This window comes from Acinetobacter sp. TW_SC_4 (assembly GCF_054861205.1).
Window position 1 is genome coordinate 687,711 of sequence record NZ_CM142174.1, and the last position, 18,992, is coordinate 706,702.

General features: G+C 44.4%; 20 protein-coding genes. 13 read left to right on the forward strand and 7 right to left on the reverse strand.

Features of this window, described 5'->3' with window-relative positions; translation table 11 throughout:
* Positions 1-20 precede the first annotated feature (20 nt).
* From ACWM1W_RS03275 to ACWM1W_RS03295, 5 genes are read left to right on the forward strand one after another with little or no spacing between them, the layout of a single operon-like run.
* Complete coding sequence (locus tag ACWM1W_RS03275; RefSeq protein ID WP_180011934.1) at positions 21-1,823, forward strand: ABC transporter substrate-binding protein; 1,803 nt, start codon at positions 21-23, stop codon at positions 1,821-1,823.
* Positions 1,824-1,842: 19 nt separating this feature from the next.
* Positions 1,843-3,846 (forward strand): M3 family metallopeptidase, encoded by a 2,004-nt coding sequence (locus ACWM1W_RS03280; protein WP_262477289.1) that lies wholly within the window; start codon positions 1,843-1,845, stop codon positions 3,844-3,846.
* 17 nt (positions 3,847-3,863) lie between these two features.
* Complete coding sequence (locus ACWM1W_RS03285) at positions 3,864-4,802, forward strand: ABC transporter permease (protein WP_004783323.1); 939 nt, start codon at positions 3,864-3,866, stop codon at positions 4,800-4,802.
* A 7-nt stretch (positions 4,803-4,809) separates the two neighbouring features.
* Entirely contained in the window at positions 4,810-5,958 is a 1,149-nt protein-coding gene (locus ACWM1W_RS03290) for an ABC transporter permease (RefSeq protein ID WP_262477288.1), read from the forward strand.
* Between the two features lie 10 nt (positions 5,959-5,968).
* The gene (locus ACWM1W_RS03295; RefSeq protein ID WP_262477287.1) at positions 5,969-7,696 is read left to right on the forward strand and encodes an ABC transporter ATP-binding protein; all 1,728 of its coding nucleotides are present in this window, start codon (positions 5,969-5,971) and stop codon (positions 7,694-7,696) included.
* Positions 7,697-7,895: 199 nt separating this feature from the next.
* On the opposite strand, the gene rluB is transcribed toward ACWM1W_RS03295, so the two are convergent.
* The 3 genes from rluB to ACWM1W_RS03310 are packed head-to-tail and all read right to left on the reverse strand — an operon-like array spanning position 7,896 to position 10,363.
* Positions 7,896-8,939, reverse strand: coding sequence for a 23S rRNA pseudouridine(2605) synthase RluB (gene rluB, locus ACWM1W_RS03300; protein WP_004783318.1), 1,044 nt, complete (start codon positions 8,937-8,939; stop codon positions 7,896-7,898).
* 42 nt (positions 8,940-8,981) lie between these two features.
* Positions 8,982-9,572: an SMC-Scp complex subunit ScpB gene (gene scpB, locus ACWM1W_RS03305; RefSeq protein ID WP_005234269.1), complete on the reverse strand. Its 591-nt coding sequence runs from the start codon at positions 9,570-9,572 to the stop codon at positions 8,982-8,984.
* The gene (locus ACWM1W_RS03310) at positions 9,569-10,363 is read right to left on the reverse strand and encodes a segregation and condensation protein A (RefSeq protein WP_262477286.1); all 795 of its coding nucleotides are present in this window, start codon (positions 10,361-10,363) and stop codon (positions 9,569-9,571) included. Before ACWM1W_RS03310 ends, scpB begins: the two co-directional genes overlap by 4 nt.
* 447 nt (positions 10,364-10,810) lie before the next feature.
* Here ACWM1W_RS03310 and ACWM1W_RS03315 point away from each other — a divergent pair, with 447 nt between their 5' ends.
* A complete protein-coding gene (locus ACWM1W_RS03315; protein ID WP_004783312.1) occupies positions 10,811-11,374 on the forward strand; it encodes a hypothetical protein in 564 nt (187 codons plus the stop codon).
* Between the two features lie 26 nt (positions 11,375-11,400).
* On the opposite strand, the gene ACWM1W_RS03320 is transcribed toward ACWM1W_RS03315, so the two are convergent.
* From ACWM1W_RS03320 to ACWM1W_RS03330, 3 genes are all read right to left on the reverse strand, one after another.
* Positions 11,401-11,673, reverse strand: coding sequence for a hypothetical protein (locus ACWM1W_RS03320; RefSeq protein WP_262477285.1), 273 nt, complete (start codon positions 11,671-11,673; stop codon positions 11,401-11,403).
* A 38-nt stretch (positions 11,674-11,711) separates the two neighbouring features.
* Positions 11,712-12,329: an L-threonylcarbamoyladenylate synthase gene (locus ACWM1W_RS03325; protein ID WP_004783309.1), complete on the reverse strand. Its 618-nt coding sequence runs from the start codon at positions 12,327-12,329 to the stop codon at positions 11,712-11,714.
* An 84-nt stretch (positions 12,330-12,413) separates the two neighbouring features.
* A complete protein-coding gene (locus tag ACWM1W_RS03330; RefSeq protein WP_262477284.1) occupies positions 12,414-13,076 on the reverse strand; it encodes an elongation factor P hydroxylase in 663 nt (220 codons plus the stop codon).
* A 99-nt stretch (positions 13,077-13,175) separates the two neighbouring features.
* Here ACWM1W_RS03330 and ACWM1W_RS03335 point away from each other — a divergent pair, with 99 nt between their 5' ends.
* The 6 genes from ACWM1W_RS03335 (at position 13,176) to lysM (ending at position 16,972) form a co-directional block, all read left to right on the forward strand.
* Positions 13,176-13,733 (forward strand): YceD family protein, encoded by a 558-nt coding sequence (locus ACWM1W_RS03335; protein ID WP_004783305.1) that lies wholly within the window; start codon positions 13,176-13,178, stop codon positions 13,731-13,733.
* Between the two features lie 77 nt (positions 13,734-13,810).
* A complete protein-coding gene (rpmF, locus tag ACWM1W_RS03340) occupies positions 13,811-13,993 on the forward strand; it encodes a 50S ribosomal protein L32 (RefSeq protein WP_004783304.1) in 183 nt (60 codons plus the stop codon).
* Positions 13,994-14,239: 246 nt separating this feature from the next.
* Positions 14,240-15,226 (forward strand): ACP S-malonyltransferase, encoded by a 987-nt coding sequence (gene fabD / locus ACWM1W_RS03345; protein WP_262477283.1) that lies wholly within the window; start codon positions 14,240-14,242, stop codon positions 15,224-15,226.
* A complete protein-coding gene (gene fabG, locus ACWM1W_RS03350; protein ID WP_004783301.1) occupies positions 15,223-15,957 on the forward strand; it encodes a 3-oxoacyl-ACP reductase FabG in 735 nt (244 codons plus the stop codon). The genes fabD and fabG overlap by 4 nt, the downstream gene beginning before the upstream one ends.
* Positions 15,958-16,043: 86 nt before the next feature.
* Positions 16,044-16,280, forward strand: coding sequence for an acyl carrier protein (acpP, locus tag ACWM1W_RS03355; RefSeq protein WP_004783299.1), 237 nt, complete (start codon positions 16,044-16,046; stop codon positions 16,278-16,280).
* A 182-nt stretch (positions 16,281-16,462) separates the two neighbouring features.
* Positions 16,463-16,972 carry a peptidoglycan-binding protein LysM gene (gene lysM, locus ACWM1W_RS03360; RefSeq protein ID WP_262477281.1) on the forward strand — a complete coding sequence of 170 codons (510 nt, stop codon included), beginning with the start codon at positions 16,463-16,465 and terminating at the stop codon, positions 16,970-16,972.
* A 125-nt stretch (positions 16,973-17,097) separates the two neighbouring features.
* On the opposite strand, the gene ACWM1W_RS03365 is transcribed toward lysM, so the two are convergent.
* Positions 17,098-17,565 carry an Lrp/AsnC ligand binding domain-containing protein gene (locus tag ACWM1W_RS03365; RefSeq protein WP_214001527.1) on the reverse strand — a complete coding sequence of 156 codons (468 nt, stop codon included), beginning with the start codon at positions 17,563-17,565 and terminating at the stop codon, positions 17,098-17,100.
* A 140-nt stretch (positions 17,566-17,705) separates the two neighbouring features.
* Between ACWM1W_RS03365 and ACWM1W_RS03370 the strand changes: the two genes are divergently transcribed.
* Positions 17,706-18,965 carry a D-amino acid dehydrogenase gene (locus ACWM1W_RS03370; RefSeq protein WP_005234282.1) on the forward strand — a complete coding sequence of 420 codons (1,260 nt, stop codon included), beginning with the start codon at positions 17,706-17,708 and terminating at the stop codon, positions 18,963-18,965.
* Positions 18,966-18,992 lie beyond the last annotated feature (27 nt).

An 18,992-nucleotide genomic window follows, 5' to 3' on the forward strand; every position in this document is an offset into this window, starting at 1 on the left:
TGAGAAGATTAAGAACCAGTATGAATGTGAATACAAACGCTTTAAAAAAGCTGGCCAGTGGGGTCTTAGTGGCCAGTTTAATGATGGCAGGTGCTGCACCCACATGGGCTGCCAATCCCGCCAATCCGAATAAAGTCTTAAAAACAGTCTTTCCCGCGGCTGAAACCGGTTTCGATCCCGGTTATATCCATGACCGTTATTCGGCCAAGATTAACTCGGCGATTTTCGAAACCTTATATACCTATGATTATCTGGCCTCCCCAGCGAAACTGGTGCCATTGACTGCGGTAGATATGCCTCAAGTCAGTGCAGACGGTTTGACTTATACCATTAAAGTTAAAAAGGGCATTTACTTTGCGGATGATCCGGTCTTTGGCGGTAAAAAACGTGAATTAACCGCCTACGACTATGCCTATTCTCTAAAGCGTCTCTTAGATCCAAAACTTAATTCACCAAATAGCTGGTTGCTGGATGGTCGGATCAAAGGGCTGGAAGCATGGACAGCCATGGCGAAAAAAAATGGCAAAGTCTATGAAAATCCATTTGAAGGTATTCAGACTCCAGATCGCTATACCTTGGTACTCAAGCTGAATAATCCGGATCAGAACTTTCCGATGTTGCTGGCCCACGGTCCAGCTGCCGCAGTTGCACGCGAAGTCATTGAAAAGTATAAAGACAAAGCTGGCTGGGTAATGAGTAAGCCGGTCGGTACAGGGCCTTATGTACTTAGTCGCTGGACACCGGGATCACGCATTATCTTAAAGCCAAATCCGGCTTACCGTGGTTTTGTCTGGAATTATAAAGCCAATAGTGCAGAAGACCAGGCGATTGTCAGTGCGATGCAGGGCAAAAAAATGCCTCAAATCGGCACCATTGATGTGCGTGTCATTGAAGAAGCCCAATCACGGATGTTGTCATTCAAGAAAAATGAACTGGATCTGGTGGAAATCGACGGCGATCTGGTCGTGCAGGCATTGGATGGTGACAAGTTAAAACCTGAGCTGGTCAAGCAAGGCATCAAGCTGTCACGCATGTTGGAGCCATCGATTAACTACCATTATTGGAATATGCAAGATCCGGTAGTAGGTGGCTTTACGCCAGAAAAAATTGCCTTACGTCGTGCGATGGCAATGGCTTTTTCTGTTGAAAATATGATTAGCGTATTACTAAAAGGAGATGGTGCAAAACTACACATGCCTATTCCGCCAGGAGTTGCAGGCTATTCACCCGCTTATAAAACCAGTACGCCATATTCGGTCAAGGCAGCCAATATGTTGCTGGATCGCTATAACTATAAGATCGGTGCGGATGGCTGGAGGAGAACTCCTGAAGGCAAACCTCTGGTGATTGAACTGATTACGGCCAATACCAGTCGTGGTCAGCAACAGGGCGAATTCTGGAAAAAGACCTTAGATAATATTCATATCAAACTGACCAGTAAGGCCATGCCATTTGCTGAAGGCATTAAGCTGGAAAAGCAATGTAAAACCATGTTTAAAAGCTCTGCATGGATTGCCGACTATCCGGATGCTGACAACTTCATGCAGTTGTTCTATGGCAAAAACGTCAATGTCACCAATAATGCCTGTTTCAAGCATGCGGAATATGACCGTTTATATGAACAGAGTCAGAGCATGCCACCGGGTCCTGAACGGGATCTGGTTTATCGCAAAATGACCCGTATTCTAGAGGTCAATATGCCAACCATGATGCTGTATAGCACCTACCGTAATGCATTAGCGCAACCTCATGTTATTGGACACAAGTCCCATCCGATTCTGTCTACAGAATGGATGTATATCGATATTGATACTAAAAAGTAAGAAAAAGCTGGAGATGATGATGACATTAAAACACTTGAAATTTACCACACTCTGTCTGGCGATGATCGGGGGATCTCAAACCGTCATGGCAGAGACCCAAACCCAGCTTTTGCCTTTATTCAAGGCTGCAGAAATTCCGGCATTGTGCGATGCCAATCTGGATAAAATGCAAAAAGATATCCAGAAATTTGAAAGCCAGAAAATCAAAAATAAGGCTGAAGCCCGTCCTTATCTGGCAGCTTGGGATACATTGCAGGCATCGATTGGTGATTTTGTTTCACCTATCGGTTTATATAGTAATGTCGATCCTGATCCGGCCTTGCGTCAGGCAGCAGATGACTGTGAGCTGAAAATCAGTAAATACCTGACTTCCATGTATCAGAGTCCAAAACTGTATGCCCAGTTCAAGAAACTGAAAGCCACAGATCCGGTCGATGAGAAATTCCTGAAAGATATTCTGAATCAATTTGAAAAAACCGGGGTACAACTCAGCGCAGAGAAGCAGAAGCGTCTGAAGGAAATTATTGAAGAAAGTACCAAACTGGGGCAGGACTATTCCAAGAATGTACGTGATAATCCTGAAAAAGTTGAATTCACTGCTGCAGAACTGAAAGGTTTACCTGCGAGCTATATCGCCGGTTTAAAGAAAAATGAAAAGGGCAATTATCTGCTCGGCTTCGACTATCCGGAATATCAGCCATTTATGGAGCTGGCAGAGAGTGATGAAGCACGTAAACGTTATCAGACTGCCTATACCCGTCGCGGTACCGATAAAAATCTCGAATATATGAAAAAGGCCATTGATCTGCGTTATGAACTGGCCCAGCTGTTTGATAAAGATAGCTATGCGTATGTTGCCCTAAAAGATCGCATGGCCAAAACCCCAGAAGCAGTCAATAGTTTTCTGGATGAGGTCTATGCCAAAGTTGCGCCATTAGAAAAGCAGGATGTTGAAGAATTGCGTCAGTTCAAGGCAGAAACCTTAAAAATTCCGCTGGAAAAAGCAGAGATTGAGCGCTGGAGCCAAGGCTACTGGAGTGAAAAACTGCGTCAGGCCAAATATAAGGTGGATCAGGAAAAACTGCGTGATTATTTCCCGACTGAAGCGGCGCAAAAATGGTTATTTGCCATATCTTCCGATTTATATGGGATTGAATTCAAGCCGGTAAAAGTCAAAGCCTGGCACGATGAAGTTGAATACTATGCCGTGCATGACAAAGCCACCGGTGAGTTTATGGGCGGACTTTATGTCGATAAATATCCACGTGAAGGCAAATATGGCCATGCTGCAGTCTGGGGCGTTTATGGTGGCAGCCGTTTAAATCATCGCCGTCCGGTCTCTGTTTTGGTGACTAACTTCAACCGTAAAGGTCTGAACAGTAATGAACTGGAAACCTTTGTGCATGAAATGGGTCATGCGCTGCACGGAATTTTATCGAAAACCCGTTATACCGAGCAGTCAGGCACATCGGTAGAGCGTGACTTTGTTGAAGCACCTTCACAAATGTATGAAGAGTGGGCGCGCCGTTTCGAGACTTTATCTAAAGTAGCGGATTACTGTGAACCTGCTTGTCCGCGTGTCGATGAAGCCATGACCGAACGCTTAAAGAACGTAAAAAATTATGGTCGCGGCCTGCATTATGCCCGTCAGACTTTATATGCTCAGTACGACATGGCCCTGCACGGTAAAGATGCGAAAAGTATTGATCCATTAAAACTCTGGCAGGATATGGAAAGTAAAACTGCGTTGGGCTCTGTTCCAGGTCAGCAATTCCCGGGTCAGTTCGGACATTTGATGGGTGGCTATCAGGCGGGTTATTACAGCTATATGTGGTCTGAAGTGCTGGCACTCGATATGTTGTCTGCTTATGGTGACCATCTGATGGATCCAAAAGTCGGCATGCACTATCGCGAGACTGTACTGGCACAAGGCGGACAAAAGCCGGGCGATCAGATGGTTAAGGATTTTCTGGGCCGTGATCCGGACAGCAAAGCTTTCTTTAATGAAATTTCAGGACATTAAGTCAAGGAAGGAAAGCGATGCTGGCATATATTATTCGAAGGATTTGGCAAATGATCCCCACCATGCTGGGGGTGATTCTGCTGATATTCCTGTTATTTAACTGGGTCGGGGGAGATCCGGCCTATATCCTGGCCGGTAAAATGGCCAATGCTGAGCAGATTGAAAATATCCGCCAGCAGCTCGGGGTCGATCAACCTTATTACGTACAACTGTGGATTTTCATCCAGCAGATTTTGACCTTTGATTATGGCGTGAGCTGGAGTACCGGTGAGTCGGTATCCCAGATTATTACCACGCGTTTGGGGCCATCACTGACCATTTTGATTCCACTCACGATTCTGCAAACGATTGTTTCAATCATTCTGGCGCTCGGGGTGGCTTCAGTGCGTGGTTCGCTGACTGACCGTATGATCATGATGCTGTGTACTATTGGTATGTCGATCAGTATTCTGGTCTATATCATCGTATTCCAGTACGTCTTGGCTTATGAACTGAGCTGGTTCCCGGTACAGGGCTGGAGCGATAACTTTACTGAAAACTTATTCAAATATGCACTATTGCCAGTATTAATCATGCTGGTGGTGAGTATTGCACCGACTTTACGTCTCTACCGTAGTTTTGTTCTGGATGAAGTCAATCAGGATTATGTCCGCACCGCACGTGCCAAAGGTCTGGGCGAAAGCCGTATTCTGGGCGTGCATGTACTGCGCAATGCTTCGATTCCAATCATTACTGATGTCATGGCGGGACTTCCGGCTTTACTGATCGGTGCTTTCCTGATTGAACGTTTCTTCGGTATTCCTGGCATTGGCCGTGAAGTAATTATCGCAGTTGAGCGTTCTGACTTTCCGGTGATTAAAGCGATTACGGTCTATGTTGCGGCTGCGACCATGTTATTTAACCTGATTGCCGATCTGATCTATAAATGGGTCGATCCACGTGTACAGTTGAAGTAGGTGAATTATGCTGAGTGCGATATTTAAAAAAGAGCAACATGCTTCAGCAGTACCTGAGTCTGCTTCAACCGGATTATGGCAGCTGGCGTTGCGTCGTCTGAAACGTGACCGCATTGCGATGTTCTCCCTATTTGTGGTGCTGTTTTATCTGCTGATGCTTCTGCTTTCCATGACCGGTATGATTGCCAAGGACTGGAATAAGGAAGTGGCGGTGAGTTATGCACCCCCAAGTTTTATCTATACACCGTCTGTACCTGGAGCTGCAGGTGAAGATCAAAGTACTGAATCTACCGTAGTGCCAGTTAATCCAGTTGATCCTTTAAAAGATGTGATTGCTGAACTGGAAGCAGAAATTGCTACTGAACAGGGTGCAGGTGCGATTGATTATTATGGTGTAGTCGATCCACTGGCTGAAGATATGAAAGCCATTGATCAGGAATTAGGTGGTCAGTTACTGGATCAGAGTAGTGAGCTTAAACAGAGCCTGTTCTTTGGCGCAGATAAATGGGGTCAGGATGTACTACTGAAAACCATTAAAGGTGCAGAAACTTCGATCTTGGTTGGCCTGATTGCTGCGCTGGTTGCGGTGGTGATTGGTACGGTACTGGGGGCGATTGCTGGCTATTTCGGTGGCTGGGTCGACGATGTGCTGAACTGGTTCTACAATATTTTTACTTCGATTCCTTATCTGTTGCTGGTGTTAGCGATTGCAGCAGTACTGCAACAAAAAGGGGTTTTATCGATTATCCTGATTTTGGGTCTGACCGGCTGGACCGGGGTGTTTCGTTTAGTTCGTGCTGAATATATGAAGCATACTGCACGTGAATATGTACTGGCAGCGAAAGCCATTGGGGTAAGCAATATGCGCCGTATCTTCGTGCATATTTTTCCGAATGTCAGTCATATCGCTTTGGTTCAAATGTCCATTCTTGCAGTGGCCTTTATCAAGTCCGAAGTCATTCTCAGCTTCTTAGGCTTTGGCGTACCGATTGGTGTGGTGTCATGGGGTAGTATGCTGAATGAAGCGCAAAGCGAGCTGATTTTAGGCAAATGGTGGCAGTTGACTGCGGCATCGGTGGCGATGGCGGTACTGGTGACAGCTTTCTCAATGTTTACTGATGCATTACGTGATGCATTAGATCCAAAACTGAAATAGGAGCGCAGCGATGTCTGAAATGAATCCAAGCACAGCACCCGCGTTACTTCGCGTAGATAACTTACGTGTCAGTTTTAAAGGTGAAAATAAACAATATGTGGAAACGGTCAAAGGAATTTCATTTGAAATTCCGGCCAATACCACAGTGGCATTAGTTGGTGAATCCGGAAGTGGTAAATCTGTGACTTCATTAGCGGTGATGGGACTATTAGCACCTGAGAACTCGAAGGTCGCTGAAGACAGCCAGATCCTGTTTGAAGGGCGTGATTTGCTAAAACTCAAGTCGAGTGAAATGCGTCAGATCTGCGGCAAAGAAATTGCCATGATCTTCCAGGAACCAATGTCCTCATTGAATCCAGTGTTTACCGTGGGCATGCAGATCTCGGAAATTCTACGCCTGCATTTGGGCATGAATAAAAAACAGGCCCGTCAAAGAACGCTGGAACTTTTGCAGGAAGTCGGTATTCCTTCACCGGAAAGCAAGATTGATGCTTATCCGAGTCAGTTATCTGGTGGACAGCAGCAACGGGTCATGATTGCCATGGCCATTGCCTGTGAACCGAAACTCTTGATTGCTGATGAACCAACGACGGCATTAGATGTGACTATCCAGAAACAGATTCTGGACCTGCTTGAATCCTTGCGTCAGCGCCGTCAAATGTCGATGTTATTCATCAGTCATGACCTGGCGGTAGTTGGTGAAATTGCGGATCAGGTCATTGTAATGCGTTATGGCGAGATTCGTGAGCAAGGTTCGGTGACAGAAGTCCTGAACAATCCTCAGGATATTTATACCCAAGCCTTGTTGCATTGCCGTCCACAGCTATCGCACCGTCCTTTGCGTTTGCCGGTGATTAGCGACTTTATGAAACAGGATAGTCTGGCGCATGACCTGCATGCGAACGCTCCGCTACAACAGGAGCGTTCTCGTGGTTTAAAAGGTAATGAGGAGATTATTCTGGATGTGCGCGATCTGAAAAAATCTTTCTATAGCCGTAAAGGCCTATTTGGCAAAGATGAATTTCAGGCCGTGAAAGGGGTATCTTTTCAGCTGGCTAAAGGTAAAACCTTGGGGTTGGTTGGTGAATCAGGTTCTGGTAAAACCACGATTGGTTTACTCTTGATGCGACTGCAACAAGCTACAGGCGGCAAGGCATTGTTTCAGGGCAAAGATATCTTGTCGATGACGGAAAAAGAGTTTACGGCCTATCAACGTAAAATCCAGATCATTTTCCAGAATCCGTATGCTTCGCTAAATCCGCGTTTTACCGTGGGACAAATCCTGATGGAGCCGATGCAGATTCATCATATCGGCAAGGATGACGCAGAACGTAAACAGATGGCACTCGATTTACTGGAAAGGGTCAGCTTACCGGCTCAGGCCTTCTATCGTTATCCACATGAGTTTTCAGGTGGTCAGCGTCAGCGGATCGCGATTGCACGTTGTCTAACTTTAAAGCCTGAGATTCTGATCTGTGATGAATCGGTGTCAGCACTGGATGTATCCGTACAGGCACAGGTGTTGAATCTATTGCAGGATTTGCAGGATGAATTTGGTCTGAGTTATATCTTTATTTCACACGATTTATCAGTCGTGAAATATATTTCTGATCAGATCATGGTGCTAAATCATGGTGATTTGGTGGAAATTGCCAACTCAGATGATCTGTATCAATCTCCACAGCATGATTATACCAAGCGTCTGCTAAGTGCGATTCCACAGGGTATTCCGCAGTAACTTGCTAAAGTACGAAATAAAAAATGTCCACATTGCTGGGCATTTTTTATGACGGGAATTCACTTTTAGGAAATAGGAAAGAGATACTCACCTTTTATATCGGGTTCTATTGAGAAGACTAGGGATAGATAAAATTGAGTCATTATTATTGTTCTTGCAAAAAAAAGAGCCACCGAAGTGACTCTCTCTTATTCAAAGCTTAGAACTTTTTAAAGCCTTTATTCGCACCATATAAACCGCGTGGTGCATTGCCTTCACGATTTTCGCGGCGACCAAACTGGTTGTCTTCACGGTTGTCACGACGTGCAAACTGGGTGCCATTCTGGTTTTCACGACGACCAAAGCCCTGATCATCGCGACGTTCACGATTGTTGTATTGCGGCTGCTGCTCATCGGTATCACGGCGTTGCTGACGCAGGTAACCACCACGGCGCGCTGCCATTGGTTTTTCCTGCATACGTTCGTTACGACGTTTCGCCATACCAAATAAGCCGGTACCTTGACGCGGTTTCAGCTCAACTGATTTGGTCAGGTTATCGATATCCTGTTTATCCAGTTCAATCCAGCGACCTGTACGAAGTTCACGTGGCAGAATCACGGTACCGTAACGAGTACGTAATAAACGGCTGACTTTCAGGCCTTGTGATTCAAAGATACGACGAACCTCACGGTTACGACCTTCTTTCACGACAACTTGATACCAACGGTTGATCCCGTCACCACCCAGTTCAGAGAATGATTCAAACTTCGCAGGACCATCATCTAGCACCACGCCTTTCAGCATGTTGTTTTTCAGTTGTGGAGTCACTTCACCCATGACACGAACCGCATATTCACGTTCGATTTCATTGGATGGGTGCATTAAACGATTCGCTAGTTCACCGTCATTTGTAAACAGCAACAGACCGGTCGAGTTAATATCCAGACGGCCGACCATGACCCAGCGATCGCCTTGAATTGATGGCAGGTTGTCAAATACTGTTGGACGCTGTTCAGGATCGTTACGTGAACAGATTTCGCCTTCTGGCTTGTAATAAATCAGGACACGACGACGGATTTCGTCTTCGATCTGGAACTGCACTTTACGACCATCGATGCGAAGCTCATCACCTGGTTCGATTCGTTCACCCACTTGGGCAATCTGCCCATTCACACTCACACGACCTGCGGCAATGACTTCTTCCATATAACGGCGAGAACCCAAACCAACACGTGCAAGCACCTTTTGCAACTTTTCACTCATGACAGCATAACCTTAGAAATAATTATTCAACAGTTCACCTATTTATGACTTCGGTGCATTCGCATCGAGCGCCATAAAAGCTTCCTTGGCATCCTGCAGGGGAGGCAATTGGCCTAAAGAATTTAAGCCAAACGCATTTAAAAATTGTGGCGTTGTCACTAACAACGCAGGTCTTCCAGGGAGTTCACGAAAGCCAGATTCTTTAATCCAGTTCCAGTCAAACAGTGTACGCAAAATCTGACTGTTATTCGTGACACCACGAATTTGTTCAATATCAGCTCGGGTCACTGGCTGATGATAAGCAATCACCGCAAGCATCTCCAGTAATGAAGGTGACAGGCGTGTCGGTCGCTCAGGCCAGGTCTGTGCAATAATATTACGATATTTTACACGCACTTGAAAACGGTAACCTTGCACAGTTTCAACCAGTTCAATAGAACGGCCATGCATCAACATGGAAAGCTGCTGTAAATACTGGCGCAGCTCCTGCTTACTATAGCGATCTTGAAATGCTTCTTTCAGTCGAGCTAAGGAAACCGGGGAATCACTGGCAAAAATAATCGCTTCCAGTTGCATCAGAATTTCATGCAGATTATCTTCCGCAGACAAGGAGATATTGTGTTCTGTGTTCATGCGTGTGCTCCTTGAATTGCGAGCGGTGCCTCAATGCCTGAGGCAATAATTTGAATTTTTTGTTGGCGGGTAAGTTCTAGCACGGCCATAAAGGTCACGACTACACCCATGCGTCCCTGACTTGGCTTGAGTAAGTTATCAAAAGACAAGACTTCACCGGATTCTAGACAGCTTTCAATATAGGCAATCCGTTCTTCCAGTAAAACAGGCTCCTGTTGCACCTGATGAATGACCGGTTCAGGACGGTTAAAGACGCAAAGCAAGGCATCACGCAGCAGATCAGCACTATGGCCTTCATTGGGCTGGATAAACTCGCCTAAGTGAACATTGGTCTCAAAGGTATCACGTTCCAGAATCGTCATCTGACCCAGACGTTCTGCAGCTTGCTTAATCCGTAAATAATTTTCCAGACGCTCAATCAAGTCCTGTTTTGGATCCTGTTCAACCGCAGCCACGCTTTTCGGTTTAGGCAGTAATAACCGGGATTTGAGATCAGCCAGTAAAGCAGCCATCACCATATAATCCGCGGTTAGTTCAATATTCAGGGATTTCATCGCATCCATATAGGACAGATATTGGGAGGCAATCGGCGCGATATCAACCTGTAACAGGTCAAAACCATTTTTCTGGATCAGGTAGATTAAAAAGTCGAGGGGGCCTTCAAAATGTTCTAACAGAATTTCAAACGCTGCTGGAGGAATATACAGATCCTCTGGAATCGTATTTTGCCATTCATCCAGAACCCGGATGTTTGGAGCAGATTCCATAGCGTTATGGGGCATTTGAGTCATTACAATTATAAGCCACGCGAATTTTCAAAGGCATGAAATGGCTTATTCCCCGAGCTGTTGTCAGGAGAAAAAGCACATAATTTAGTAGTTGGCATTGTACTGGAAAATTGTCGTTAAATAAAATAGATATGCATTCAAATGCAAAAAAACCATATTTATTTTAGGAGAAATTTTATTTTTTTAATTCGATAAAATGCACAAGTCTGATATTAAACAGCATATTAGCTAAAATTAAATGCAATATAGCCTGGGTGGCTTAAGAAACTGTAACTTCATATAGAAAATTTTTAAAAGATTTTCAGCACCTATTAAATAGTGAATGTGTGAAAGCTCATCAGGGAACATGTGATAAAAATAAGAAAAAACAGTTATCTATCGCCTAAAAAATAAACTAATATAGCCAAAAATATTAATAAATAACAAACATAGATCAGGTTAATTATAAAAATGCCAATCATACTTGTGTTAATCGGCGTCATCGGCTTAGGTGTATTCTGGGGCTATCCTCAATACCAGCTCATGCAGCTTGAAAATGAAATGCGTACCAATCTGAAGTCTGGCGGCTTTTCCAGCTTTGTTGAGCAGGCTAAACCAGTGATGCAGGCCATGAAACTGGATTTTAGCGTACTGGATCAATATCCCCATATTCGTTTCTATATGCGTAATACACTTTATACAGGTAAAGATTTACCCGACGGTGTTACTGCAATGGTCAAAACCATGAGCTGTAATTCTATTGATTCTTTTAGGACTATGGAATCCAAAGCCCGGACTGCGTTATTGAATGTGCTTGAAGAGGATCAAATCACTTTTCATGTTTCAGTCAAAAACAGGTTTGGTGCTGAACTTGCAACTCATCAGCAAAAGCTGTCGGAATGTCCAAACTTCTTGCAGTTAAAACATTATAAAGAAGGTGATCCGTTACCCCCAAAGTCAAGTTTGAATAATCAGGTTCCTTCAGTTGCACCAGCGGTCAGTGCATCTACTCAGGATCGTGCGGCGAGCTATTAAATCCTGGCATGCGTGATCAGGTTATTTTAATTCTGCTCTCGCAATACATATTCAATGACACGTTGGCAGGTATCTGCCAGACAAACATTGTTCGTTGAATAAACTTGTAGAAGTTTTCTTGCCATCGCGACATCAAGAAAGTATGAGTATTCAATATTGTTGATATTCAGATCTAATTCCGGCTTGGAATTTTTATCGATAGATATTGCCTTGGATTCCAGTGTCCGAGGCAATTCGGCATAGATTAGATGATCGGCAGGAAATTCATTCAGGTTCAGGAGGATATAAAACAGATCCATTTTATTTTCTTCTGAGACTTCATTAGAAGCAGCTTTATTTATTCAAAAGCACTGACATCACCGACACCACGACGGATCACCTCAGGCTGATCTCCTGATAAATCCACAATAGAAGTCGTACTTAATGTGCCCAATCCACTGTCGATAAACACATCAATACGCTTACCGAGTTGCATCTCAATGTCATAAGGATCATCTAAAGGATCCGTCTGATCTGGCAAGATGAGTGTGGAAGTTAGCAGCGGTTCGCCCAGTTCTTGAAGCAGCATCTGACACACAGGATTGGTAGGGATACGCAAACCAATGGTTTTTTTCTTCGGATGCATTAAACGTTTAGGCACTTCGCTGGTTGCCGGAAGAATAAATGTGGTCACAGCAGGTGTATTATTTTTCAGCAAACGATAGACGGCATTGTCGACTTTGGCATAAGTCGCAAGATCGGATAAGTCACAGCAGATAATGGCATATTGGTGCTTAGGTCCCAGACCACGAATCTGCGCGATTCGCTCCATCGCATGTTTATTCCCAATCTGGCAGCCGATCGCATAGGCTGCATCGGTCGGATAAACCACAACATCACCGGCACGAATACGTTCTACCGCCTGACTGATCAGACGAGCTTGCGGATTATCCGGGTGTACACGTAAATGCAGCATAAATATTCCTCCCAACCTACCTTAAACTTATTATGAAATGCCTTTGTATAAAGTAACAATGACAAACAGGTAGATTTGTGTAATTTAATCAAGCATTTCACGTTGAAATTCATCAGATTGTAAACTTTTGCCTGCACGGATGCAGACACAGATACAATCAATGAAGCGTTTGGCATCACGTGGCAGTTTGGCTTCACCACTAAAATAGCGTTGCACCTGGGTATAGACATTATCTTTAAAGCTGGAACCATCGCCACCATCACCGGTTAAATTATCCAGAGACACACGGAACCTACGGCCAAATGCTTTGGAGAACATCCATTCAATCGCTTGTGGCTTGATTTCGACCTGCTCAAATAATGCCTGCTGTTCCTTGGTGCGGCCATCTGGCGCATACCAGTAGCCCAGATCTGGCAGCAGACGGCGCTTGTCACCGGCAATAGTCCAGTGACTGATTTCATGCAGAGCACTATTAAAGAAGCCATGCGCAAACTGGATCCGGGCAGGGCTATCTTTTGTTGCCGGGAAATACTCCGGTTCAAAATCACCACGGACTAAAGTGACATTTAGGTGGGAAAACCAGTGATTAAAGTGTAAGATGAGCCAATCAACCTGTTCCGCTTCTGAGGATAAATTCGCCCACGGTAAGCGTTGCACTTGCTGTAGTGAGCTGTCAGAATCGGAGGTTGAAAGTGTGCTAACGAGTGATGAAACATTCACTTCTGTTTGCGGCTGCAACAGATGCATGACTGAAATTACCCAATTGGTCTGTCTAAAAATAAGTACAAAATTGTATCTTAATCTTTGACAGAGTTCTGATGAATTTGTAGAATTGCCGCCTTAATTATGTCAGCAAATACCTTTCCGGCACAGATTGAGCCGTTTAAATGGGCTGAACAGGGCTTTAAATGGTCAGGTCAACTGCCTTTATCTCGCTTTGTTCGTATTGCTCGTGAAGCTGTTGGATCAATTGATGATCAATTGATTAACATAGACTGTAAGCTATCAATGGATGCCTATCATCGCATTGCATGGTTGGATGGTCATGTTGAAACGAAAGTTCCAATGGAATGCCAGCGTTGTCTGGAGACCGTTGAAATCGAACTCGTTTCAGATTTTCATCTAGCTCTGGTGGATGATGAGTCACTGATAGAGCGCTTGGATGAGGATGCTGATTTCATCGTCTTAGGTGAAAGTGAAGCAACGACGAAGGGTTCATATGATGCACCTGCCACCGCTGACTTACTCGCACTGATAGAAGATGAATTGTTATTGTTGATGCCGCTGTCTCCTAAGCATGACGTTTGTGAGCATAAGCATCAACCTGCCGCAGAAGAAGTTGTTGAAGAAAAACGGGATAATCCGTTTGAAGTTTTGGCAGCTTTGAAGGGTAAACTTAACTAATTTTTGTGTTATACTCATGCGTATAAGACAATCGAATTTGTTCTGATCCATTTTTTCGATATTTGTAAGGAGCCATCATGGCCGTTCAGCAAAACCGTAAAAGTCGCTCTCGCCGTGACATGCGCCGTTCACATGACGCTTTAACTGAGAATGCATTAACTGTAGACCAAACTACTGGTGAAACTCATCGTCGTCACCACGTATCTAAAGATGGTATCTACCGTGGTCGTCAATTATTCGCTAAAGCATCTGCTGAATAATTGATGATGTATTAAGCGTTAAAGCTTAGTAGAAAAAATGGGAGCGTTAAGCTCCCTTTTTTTATGCCTGATTTTATCTTCGGGTTTTGCGGTCATCATGTGAAGTCGCGGTTTTTGTTGTATTTGGCAATTACCCAAGCCAAAATTACGTGTTAAATTGCGCTCCACAATGGGTAAGGTGATCTGATCGGCCAATTTTTAGGTCTAAGAAAAGATTCGCACCTCTTGAATGAAAGGATTTTATTTATGTCTGCTAAACAACTCGAACAAGCAGCTCAAGCAACTAAAACTGCATTTGTGTTCCCAGGTCAGGGTTCACAAAAAGTCGGCATGCTCGCTGAACTTGCAGAACAGTTTAGTGGTATCCGCGATACATTTGCTGAAGCATCTGAAGCGGTGGGTTTTGATCTGTGGCAGATTGCACAGACGGGTGAAGGTCTGGATCAAACCGAATTTACTCAACCGGTACTATTAACAGCATCCATCGCTTTATGGCGTGTATGGTTAGAGCTGGGTGGAGTAGCACCAAAATATATGGCGGGCCATTCACTCGGTGAATACAGCGCGTTAGTTGCAGCGGGTGCTTTAAGTCTGGGTGATGCAGTCAAGCTGGTGAACCTGCGTGGTAAGTTGATGCAAACTGCTGTACCTCAAGGCGTAGGTGCAATGGCGGCGATTCTGGGTCTGGATGATGCCAAAGTGATCGAGCTTTGTGCACAAGCAACAGTAGCAGGCGAAGGTTCAGTTGAAGCAGCCAACTATAATGCTCAGGGGCAAGTCGTAGTTGCTGGTAATAAAGAACGTGTAGAAGCCGTGATGGCACTGGCCAAAGAAAATGGCGGTAAAGCGATTGCACTACCAGTTTCAGTTCCTTCACATTGTTCACTGATGAAACCTGCCGCTGAGCAGTTCGCAACAGCTTTGGAACAAACTGCCATTGAGATGCCACGCATACCTGTATTACAAAATGTAGGCGCAAAAGCAGCTGCGGACGTGACTGAACTTCGTCAGGCTTTGACTGAGCAGCTGTATGAGTCAGTACAATGGACTAAAACACTACAATTCCTTCAAGATGAAGGCATTGAGTACATTGTAGAATGTGGCCCAGGTAATGTACTGGCCAATATGGCAAAACGTTTACCGAATATCGAAAAAGCACTTCCATTAGATACTCAATCTCGTCTGGAAGATGCGTTGAACACCGTATTGGTGGCAGAAGGGAAAATTGCATGACACAGGAACGTAAAGTTGCCTTGGTGACAGGTGCAAGCCGCGGCATTGGTGCTGCAATTGCACAACAATTAATTCAAGACGGTTATTTTGTCGTAGGTACTGCGACTTCTGAAGCGGGTGCAGAGAAACTTAACGCACAATTTGCTGAAAATGGTGCCGGTAAAGTTCTAGATGTACGTGATGGTGCTGCGATTGATGCACTGGTCAGCGATATTGAGCAAAACTATGGTCCTGTGCTGGTACTGGTGAATAATGCCGGTATTACCAAAGACAACCTGTTGTTACGCATGTCGGAAGACGACTGGGATGATATTTTAAACATCCATCTGAAAGCCGTTTATCGTTTATCTAAACGTGTGCTGAAAGGTATGACTAAGGCACGTTTCGGCCGTATCATTAATATCAGTTCTGTGGTGGCGCATTTTGCTAACCCAGGTCAGGCGAACTATTCAGCTGCCAAAGCAGGTATTGAGGCATTTGGTCGCAGTCTGGCTAAAGAAATGGGTAGTCGTCAGATTACTGTCAATGCTGTTGCACCAGGCTTTATCGCGACTGAAATGACTGAACAGTTAAGTGAAGAAATTCGCAAGAAAATGAGTGATCAAGTGGCTTTAAACCGTTTAGGTGATCCACAAGATATCGCGAATGCCGTAAGTTTCCTGGCATCGGACAAAGCCAGTTACATTACAGGTACAGTCATTCACGTTAATGGTGGTTTATACATGAGCTAAACGGCACATGTATTAACTTTCCAAATTTTATAGATTCAATTAAACTAACGGCATTAAAAACGCCACAAGCAATGAGGAGAATTCCTGTGAGCGATATCGAACAACGCGTTAAACAAGCGGTTGCAGAACAACTTGGTATCAAAGTCGAAGAGATTAAAAACGAAGCATCTTTCATGGATGACTTAGGTGCTGACTCTCTAGACCTAGTTGAACTTGTTATGTCTTTCGAAAATGACTTCGACATCACTATTCCTGATGAAGATTCTAACGAAATCACAACTGTTCAATCTGCTATTGACTATGTTACTAAAAAACTTGGTTAATGCTGATTTTCAGCTTTGCTGAACCTAAAGACCACCGCAAGGTGGTTTTTTTGTGCCTGTAGAATAGATATAGGGTGATTTTACAATCGATAACCTTTTGCTTACCAATGACTAACTTTGTATCTGCTGCTTTCCTTGTACAAATAAGAATGATCTGATGAATAACAAGAATGGAGTCCACTATGGGTCTTTTTGATTTTGTAAAAGGCATTGGTAAAAAGAACACTGCAGCTGCGGAGCCACAACAAACACCGGCAGCAACTCAACAGGCACCTGCCGCTGCACCTAAAGCAGCATCGGCTGAACCTTCTGCACAGGAAATAGCGAACAAATTATTAGGCCATGTTAAAAGCCTAGGACTGCCAATTACAGGATTGTCGATCAGCTATAACTCAACCTCAGATCTGGCAACCGTACGCGGACAGGTACAAAGTCAGGCGGATCGTGAAAAGATTATTTTAGCGGTAGGAAATGTTGATCATGTCGCTAAAGTGGATGACCAGCTGACTGTAGCGAATCCGGAACCTGAAAGTAAGTTCTATACGGTTAAATCGGGTGATACCTTATCTAAAATTTCGAAAGAAATTTATGGTGATGCCAACCAGTACAACAAGATTTTCGAGGCAAATCGCCCTTTACTGAAAAATGCGGATGATATTTTTCCGGGTCAGGTACTACGTATTCCTGCCTAGTTTTAGATAATCATCAATATAAGTTAATAAAATTTTATTTTAAACTTATCTAATTCAGATAAACGGTTCACAACAAAGCCCCTTATGGGGTTTTGTTGTATCTACCACTTGAACCCTTGTCAGAATTAGATTCTTACATCCAGATATGAACTTTCCTTTACTTCTTCCATAACCACATAACTATGTGAGGAAGCAGAAGAGGGGAGCTTTTTTAATAAATCCCCAAGCAGACGCCGGTAAGCACTCATTTCCTTTAGGCGTGCTTTCACCAGATAATCAAAATCTCCCGAGATCAGATGACATTCCAGCACTTCAGGAATTTCGCTTAAGTCACGCGCGACCTGTTCAAATACATCACCGGATTTGGCAGAAAGTTTGATTTCCAGAAACACTAACAGGTTCTTTTCCAGCTTTTCCGGATTGAGCCGGGCATGGTAACCCATGATGATCCCATCCCGTTCCAGTCGCTTGACCCGCTCGGAACAAGGTGTGGTGGAGAGGTTGACTCGGGAGGCAAGTTCACTAATGGCAATGCGTCCATCACGCTGCAGGATATCTAAAATCATGCGATCAATGCGGTCTAATTTACGCATCTATTATTCCCTTAATTTTTAAAAATGACGCGAAAAATCTAGTGAATTTGCTGAATATATCAGTTTAAAACAGTGAAATTCACTATTGATCCAAAAATATACTGGTGAAATAAACTATAAATGTCATTGAGGGTAATGTCATGCGCGTAATTGTATTAGGTGGTGGTGTCATTGGTGTAACAAGCGCCTACTATCTTGCGCAGCAGGGAGCAGAAGTGACTGTCCTTGACCGTCAGGCAGGTCCGGCCGAAGAAACCAGTTTTGGCAATGCGGGCCAGATTTCTCCTGGTTATTCGACACCATGGGCAGCACCTGGCATTCCATTTAAAGCAGTGAAATGGATGTTCCAGCATCATGCGCCATTGGCGATTAATGTCGATGGTAGTCTGTGGCAGTTACAGTGGATGGCTCAGATGCTGAAAAACTGTAATGCTCAGCATTATGCAGTGAATAAAGAACGTATGGTGCGGGTCGCTGAATATAGCCGTGACTGTTTACGTAATCTACGTCGTGATATCGGCATCTCTTATGAAAACCGTTCTAAAGGAACGTTGCAGATTTTCCGTAAGGAAGCACAGCTCGATGCAGTGCAACGTGATATCGAAGTGCTGAAAGAAACCGGCGTGGATTTTGAGTTGCTGGATCGTGAGCAGCTAGCCAAAGTTGAACCGGCACTGGCAGAAGCTAAAGATAAACTGGTGGGTGGTTTGCATCTGCCAAATGATGAAACCGGTGATTGCTACCTGTTTACCAATGCACTGGCCAATTACGCCAAAGGCATGGGCGTACAATTCAAGTTTAACCAGCATGTTGAAAAACTGCTATTTGAAGGCGACCAGATTAAAGGTGTACTGGTCAATGGTCAGGTGTTGACCGCAGATAGATATGTACTGGCTTTCGGCAGCTATTCCCGTGATTTTCTGAAGCCGTTACACCTGGATCTGCCGGTATATCCAGTCAAAGGTTATTCATTGACCATTCCAATTGTGGATCAGACTCATGCACCACAATCGACTGTGCTGGATGAAACTTACAAGATTGCATTGACTCGTTTTGATCAGCGTATCCGTGTCGGTGGTATGGCAGAGCTAACAGGCTTTAATTTGGGCCTGAATGAGGATCGCCGTGCAACCTTGGAAATGGTCACTCGTGACCTGTTCCCGGGTGGTGACATGGCGCAGGCCAGTTTCTGGACCGGCTTACGTCCAATGACTCCAGATAGCACACCAATTATTGGACCGACACGCTTTAACAATCTGTTCCTGAATACCGGACACGGTACGCTGGGCTGGACCATGGCATGTGGCTCAGGAAAGCTGATCAGTGATTTGGTACTGGGTCAAGCACCTGAAATTAGTACTGAAGGCTTGTCGCTGAATCGTTATCAGCAGGTTGCTTAAGCTTTTAAGGATTATCAGTTTCAGGGA

Coding starts and splice junctions, on each gene's coding strand:
- ACWM1W_RS03275 (WP_180011934.1), top strand. CDS start 21: ATGAATGTGAATACAAACGCTTTAAAAAAGCTGGCCAGTGGGGTCTTA.
- ACWM1W_RS03280 (WP_262477289.1), top strand. CDS start 1,843: ATGACATTAAAACACTTGAAATTTACCACACTCTGTCTGGCGATGATC.
- ACWM1W_RS03285 (WP_004783323.1), top strand. CDS start 3,864: ATGCTGGCATATATTATTCGAAGGATTTGGCAAATGATCCCCACCATG.
- ACWM1W_RS03290 (WP_262477288.1), top strand. CDS start 4,810: ATGCTGAGTGCGATATTTAAAAAAGAGCAACATGCTTCAGCAGTACCT.
- ACWM1W_RS03295 (WP_262477287.1), top strand. CDS start 5,969: ATGTCTGAAATGAATCCAAGCACAGCACCCGCGTTACTTCGCGTAGAT.
- rluB (WP_004783318.1), bottom strand. CDS start 8,939: ATGAGTGAAAAGTTGCAAAAGGTGCTTGCACGTGTTGGTTTGGGTTCT.
- scpB (WP_005234269.1), bottom strand. CDS start 9,572: ATGAACACAGAACACAATATCTCCTTGTCTGCGGAAGATAATCTGCAT.
- ACWM1W_RS03310 (WP_262477286.1), bottom strand. CDS start 10,363: ATGACTCAAATGCCCCATAACGCTATGGAATCTGCTCCAAACATCCGG.
- ACWM1W_RS03315 (WP_004783312.1), top strand. CDS start 10,811: ATGCCAATCATACTTGTGTTAATCGGCGTCATCGGCTTAGGTGTATTC.
- ACWM1W_RS03320 (WP_262477285.1), bottom strand. CDS start 11,673: ATGGATCTGTTTTATATCCTCCTGAACCTGAATGAATTTCCTGCCGAT.
- ACWM1W_RS03325 (WP_004783309.1), bottom strand. CDS start 12,329: ATGCTGCATTTACGTGTACACCCGGATAATCCGCAAGCTCGTCTGATC.
- ACWM1W_RS03330 (WP_262477284.1), bottom strand. CDS start 13,076: ATGCATCTGTTGCAGCCGCAAACAGAAGTGAATGTTTCATCACTCGTT.
- ACWM1W_RS03335 (WP_004783305.1), top strand. CDS start 13,176: ATGTCAGCAAATACCTTTCCGGCACAGATTGAGCCGTTTAAATGGGCT.
- rpmF (WP_004783304.1), top strand. CDS start 13,811: ATGGCCGTTCAGCAAAACCGTAAAAGTCGCTCTCGCCGTGACATGCGC.
- fabD (WP_262477283.1), top strand. CDS start 14,240: ATGTCTGCTAAACAACTCGAACAAGCAGCTCAAGCAACTAAAACTGCA.
- fabG (WP_004783301.1), top strand. CDS start 15,223: ATGACACAGGAACGTAAAGTTGCCTTGGTGACAGGTGCAAGCCGCGGC.
- lysM (WP_262477281.1), top strand. CDS start 16,463: ATGGGTCTTTTTGATTTTGTAAAAGGCATTGGTAAAAAGAACACTGCA.
- ACWM1W_RS03365 (WP_214001527.1), bottom strand. CDS start 17,565: ATGCGTAAATTAGACCGCATTGATCGCATGATTTTAGATATCCTGCAG.
- ACWM1W_RS03370 (WP_005234282.1), top strand. CDS start 17,706: ATGCGCGTAATTGTATTAGGTGGTGGTGTCATTGGTGTAACAAGCGCC.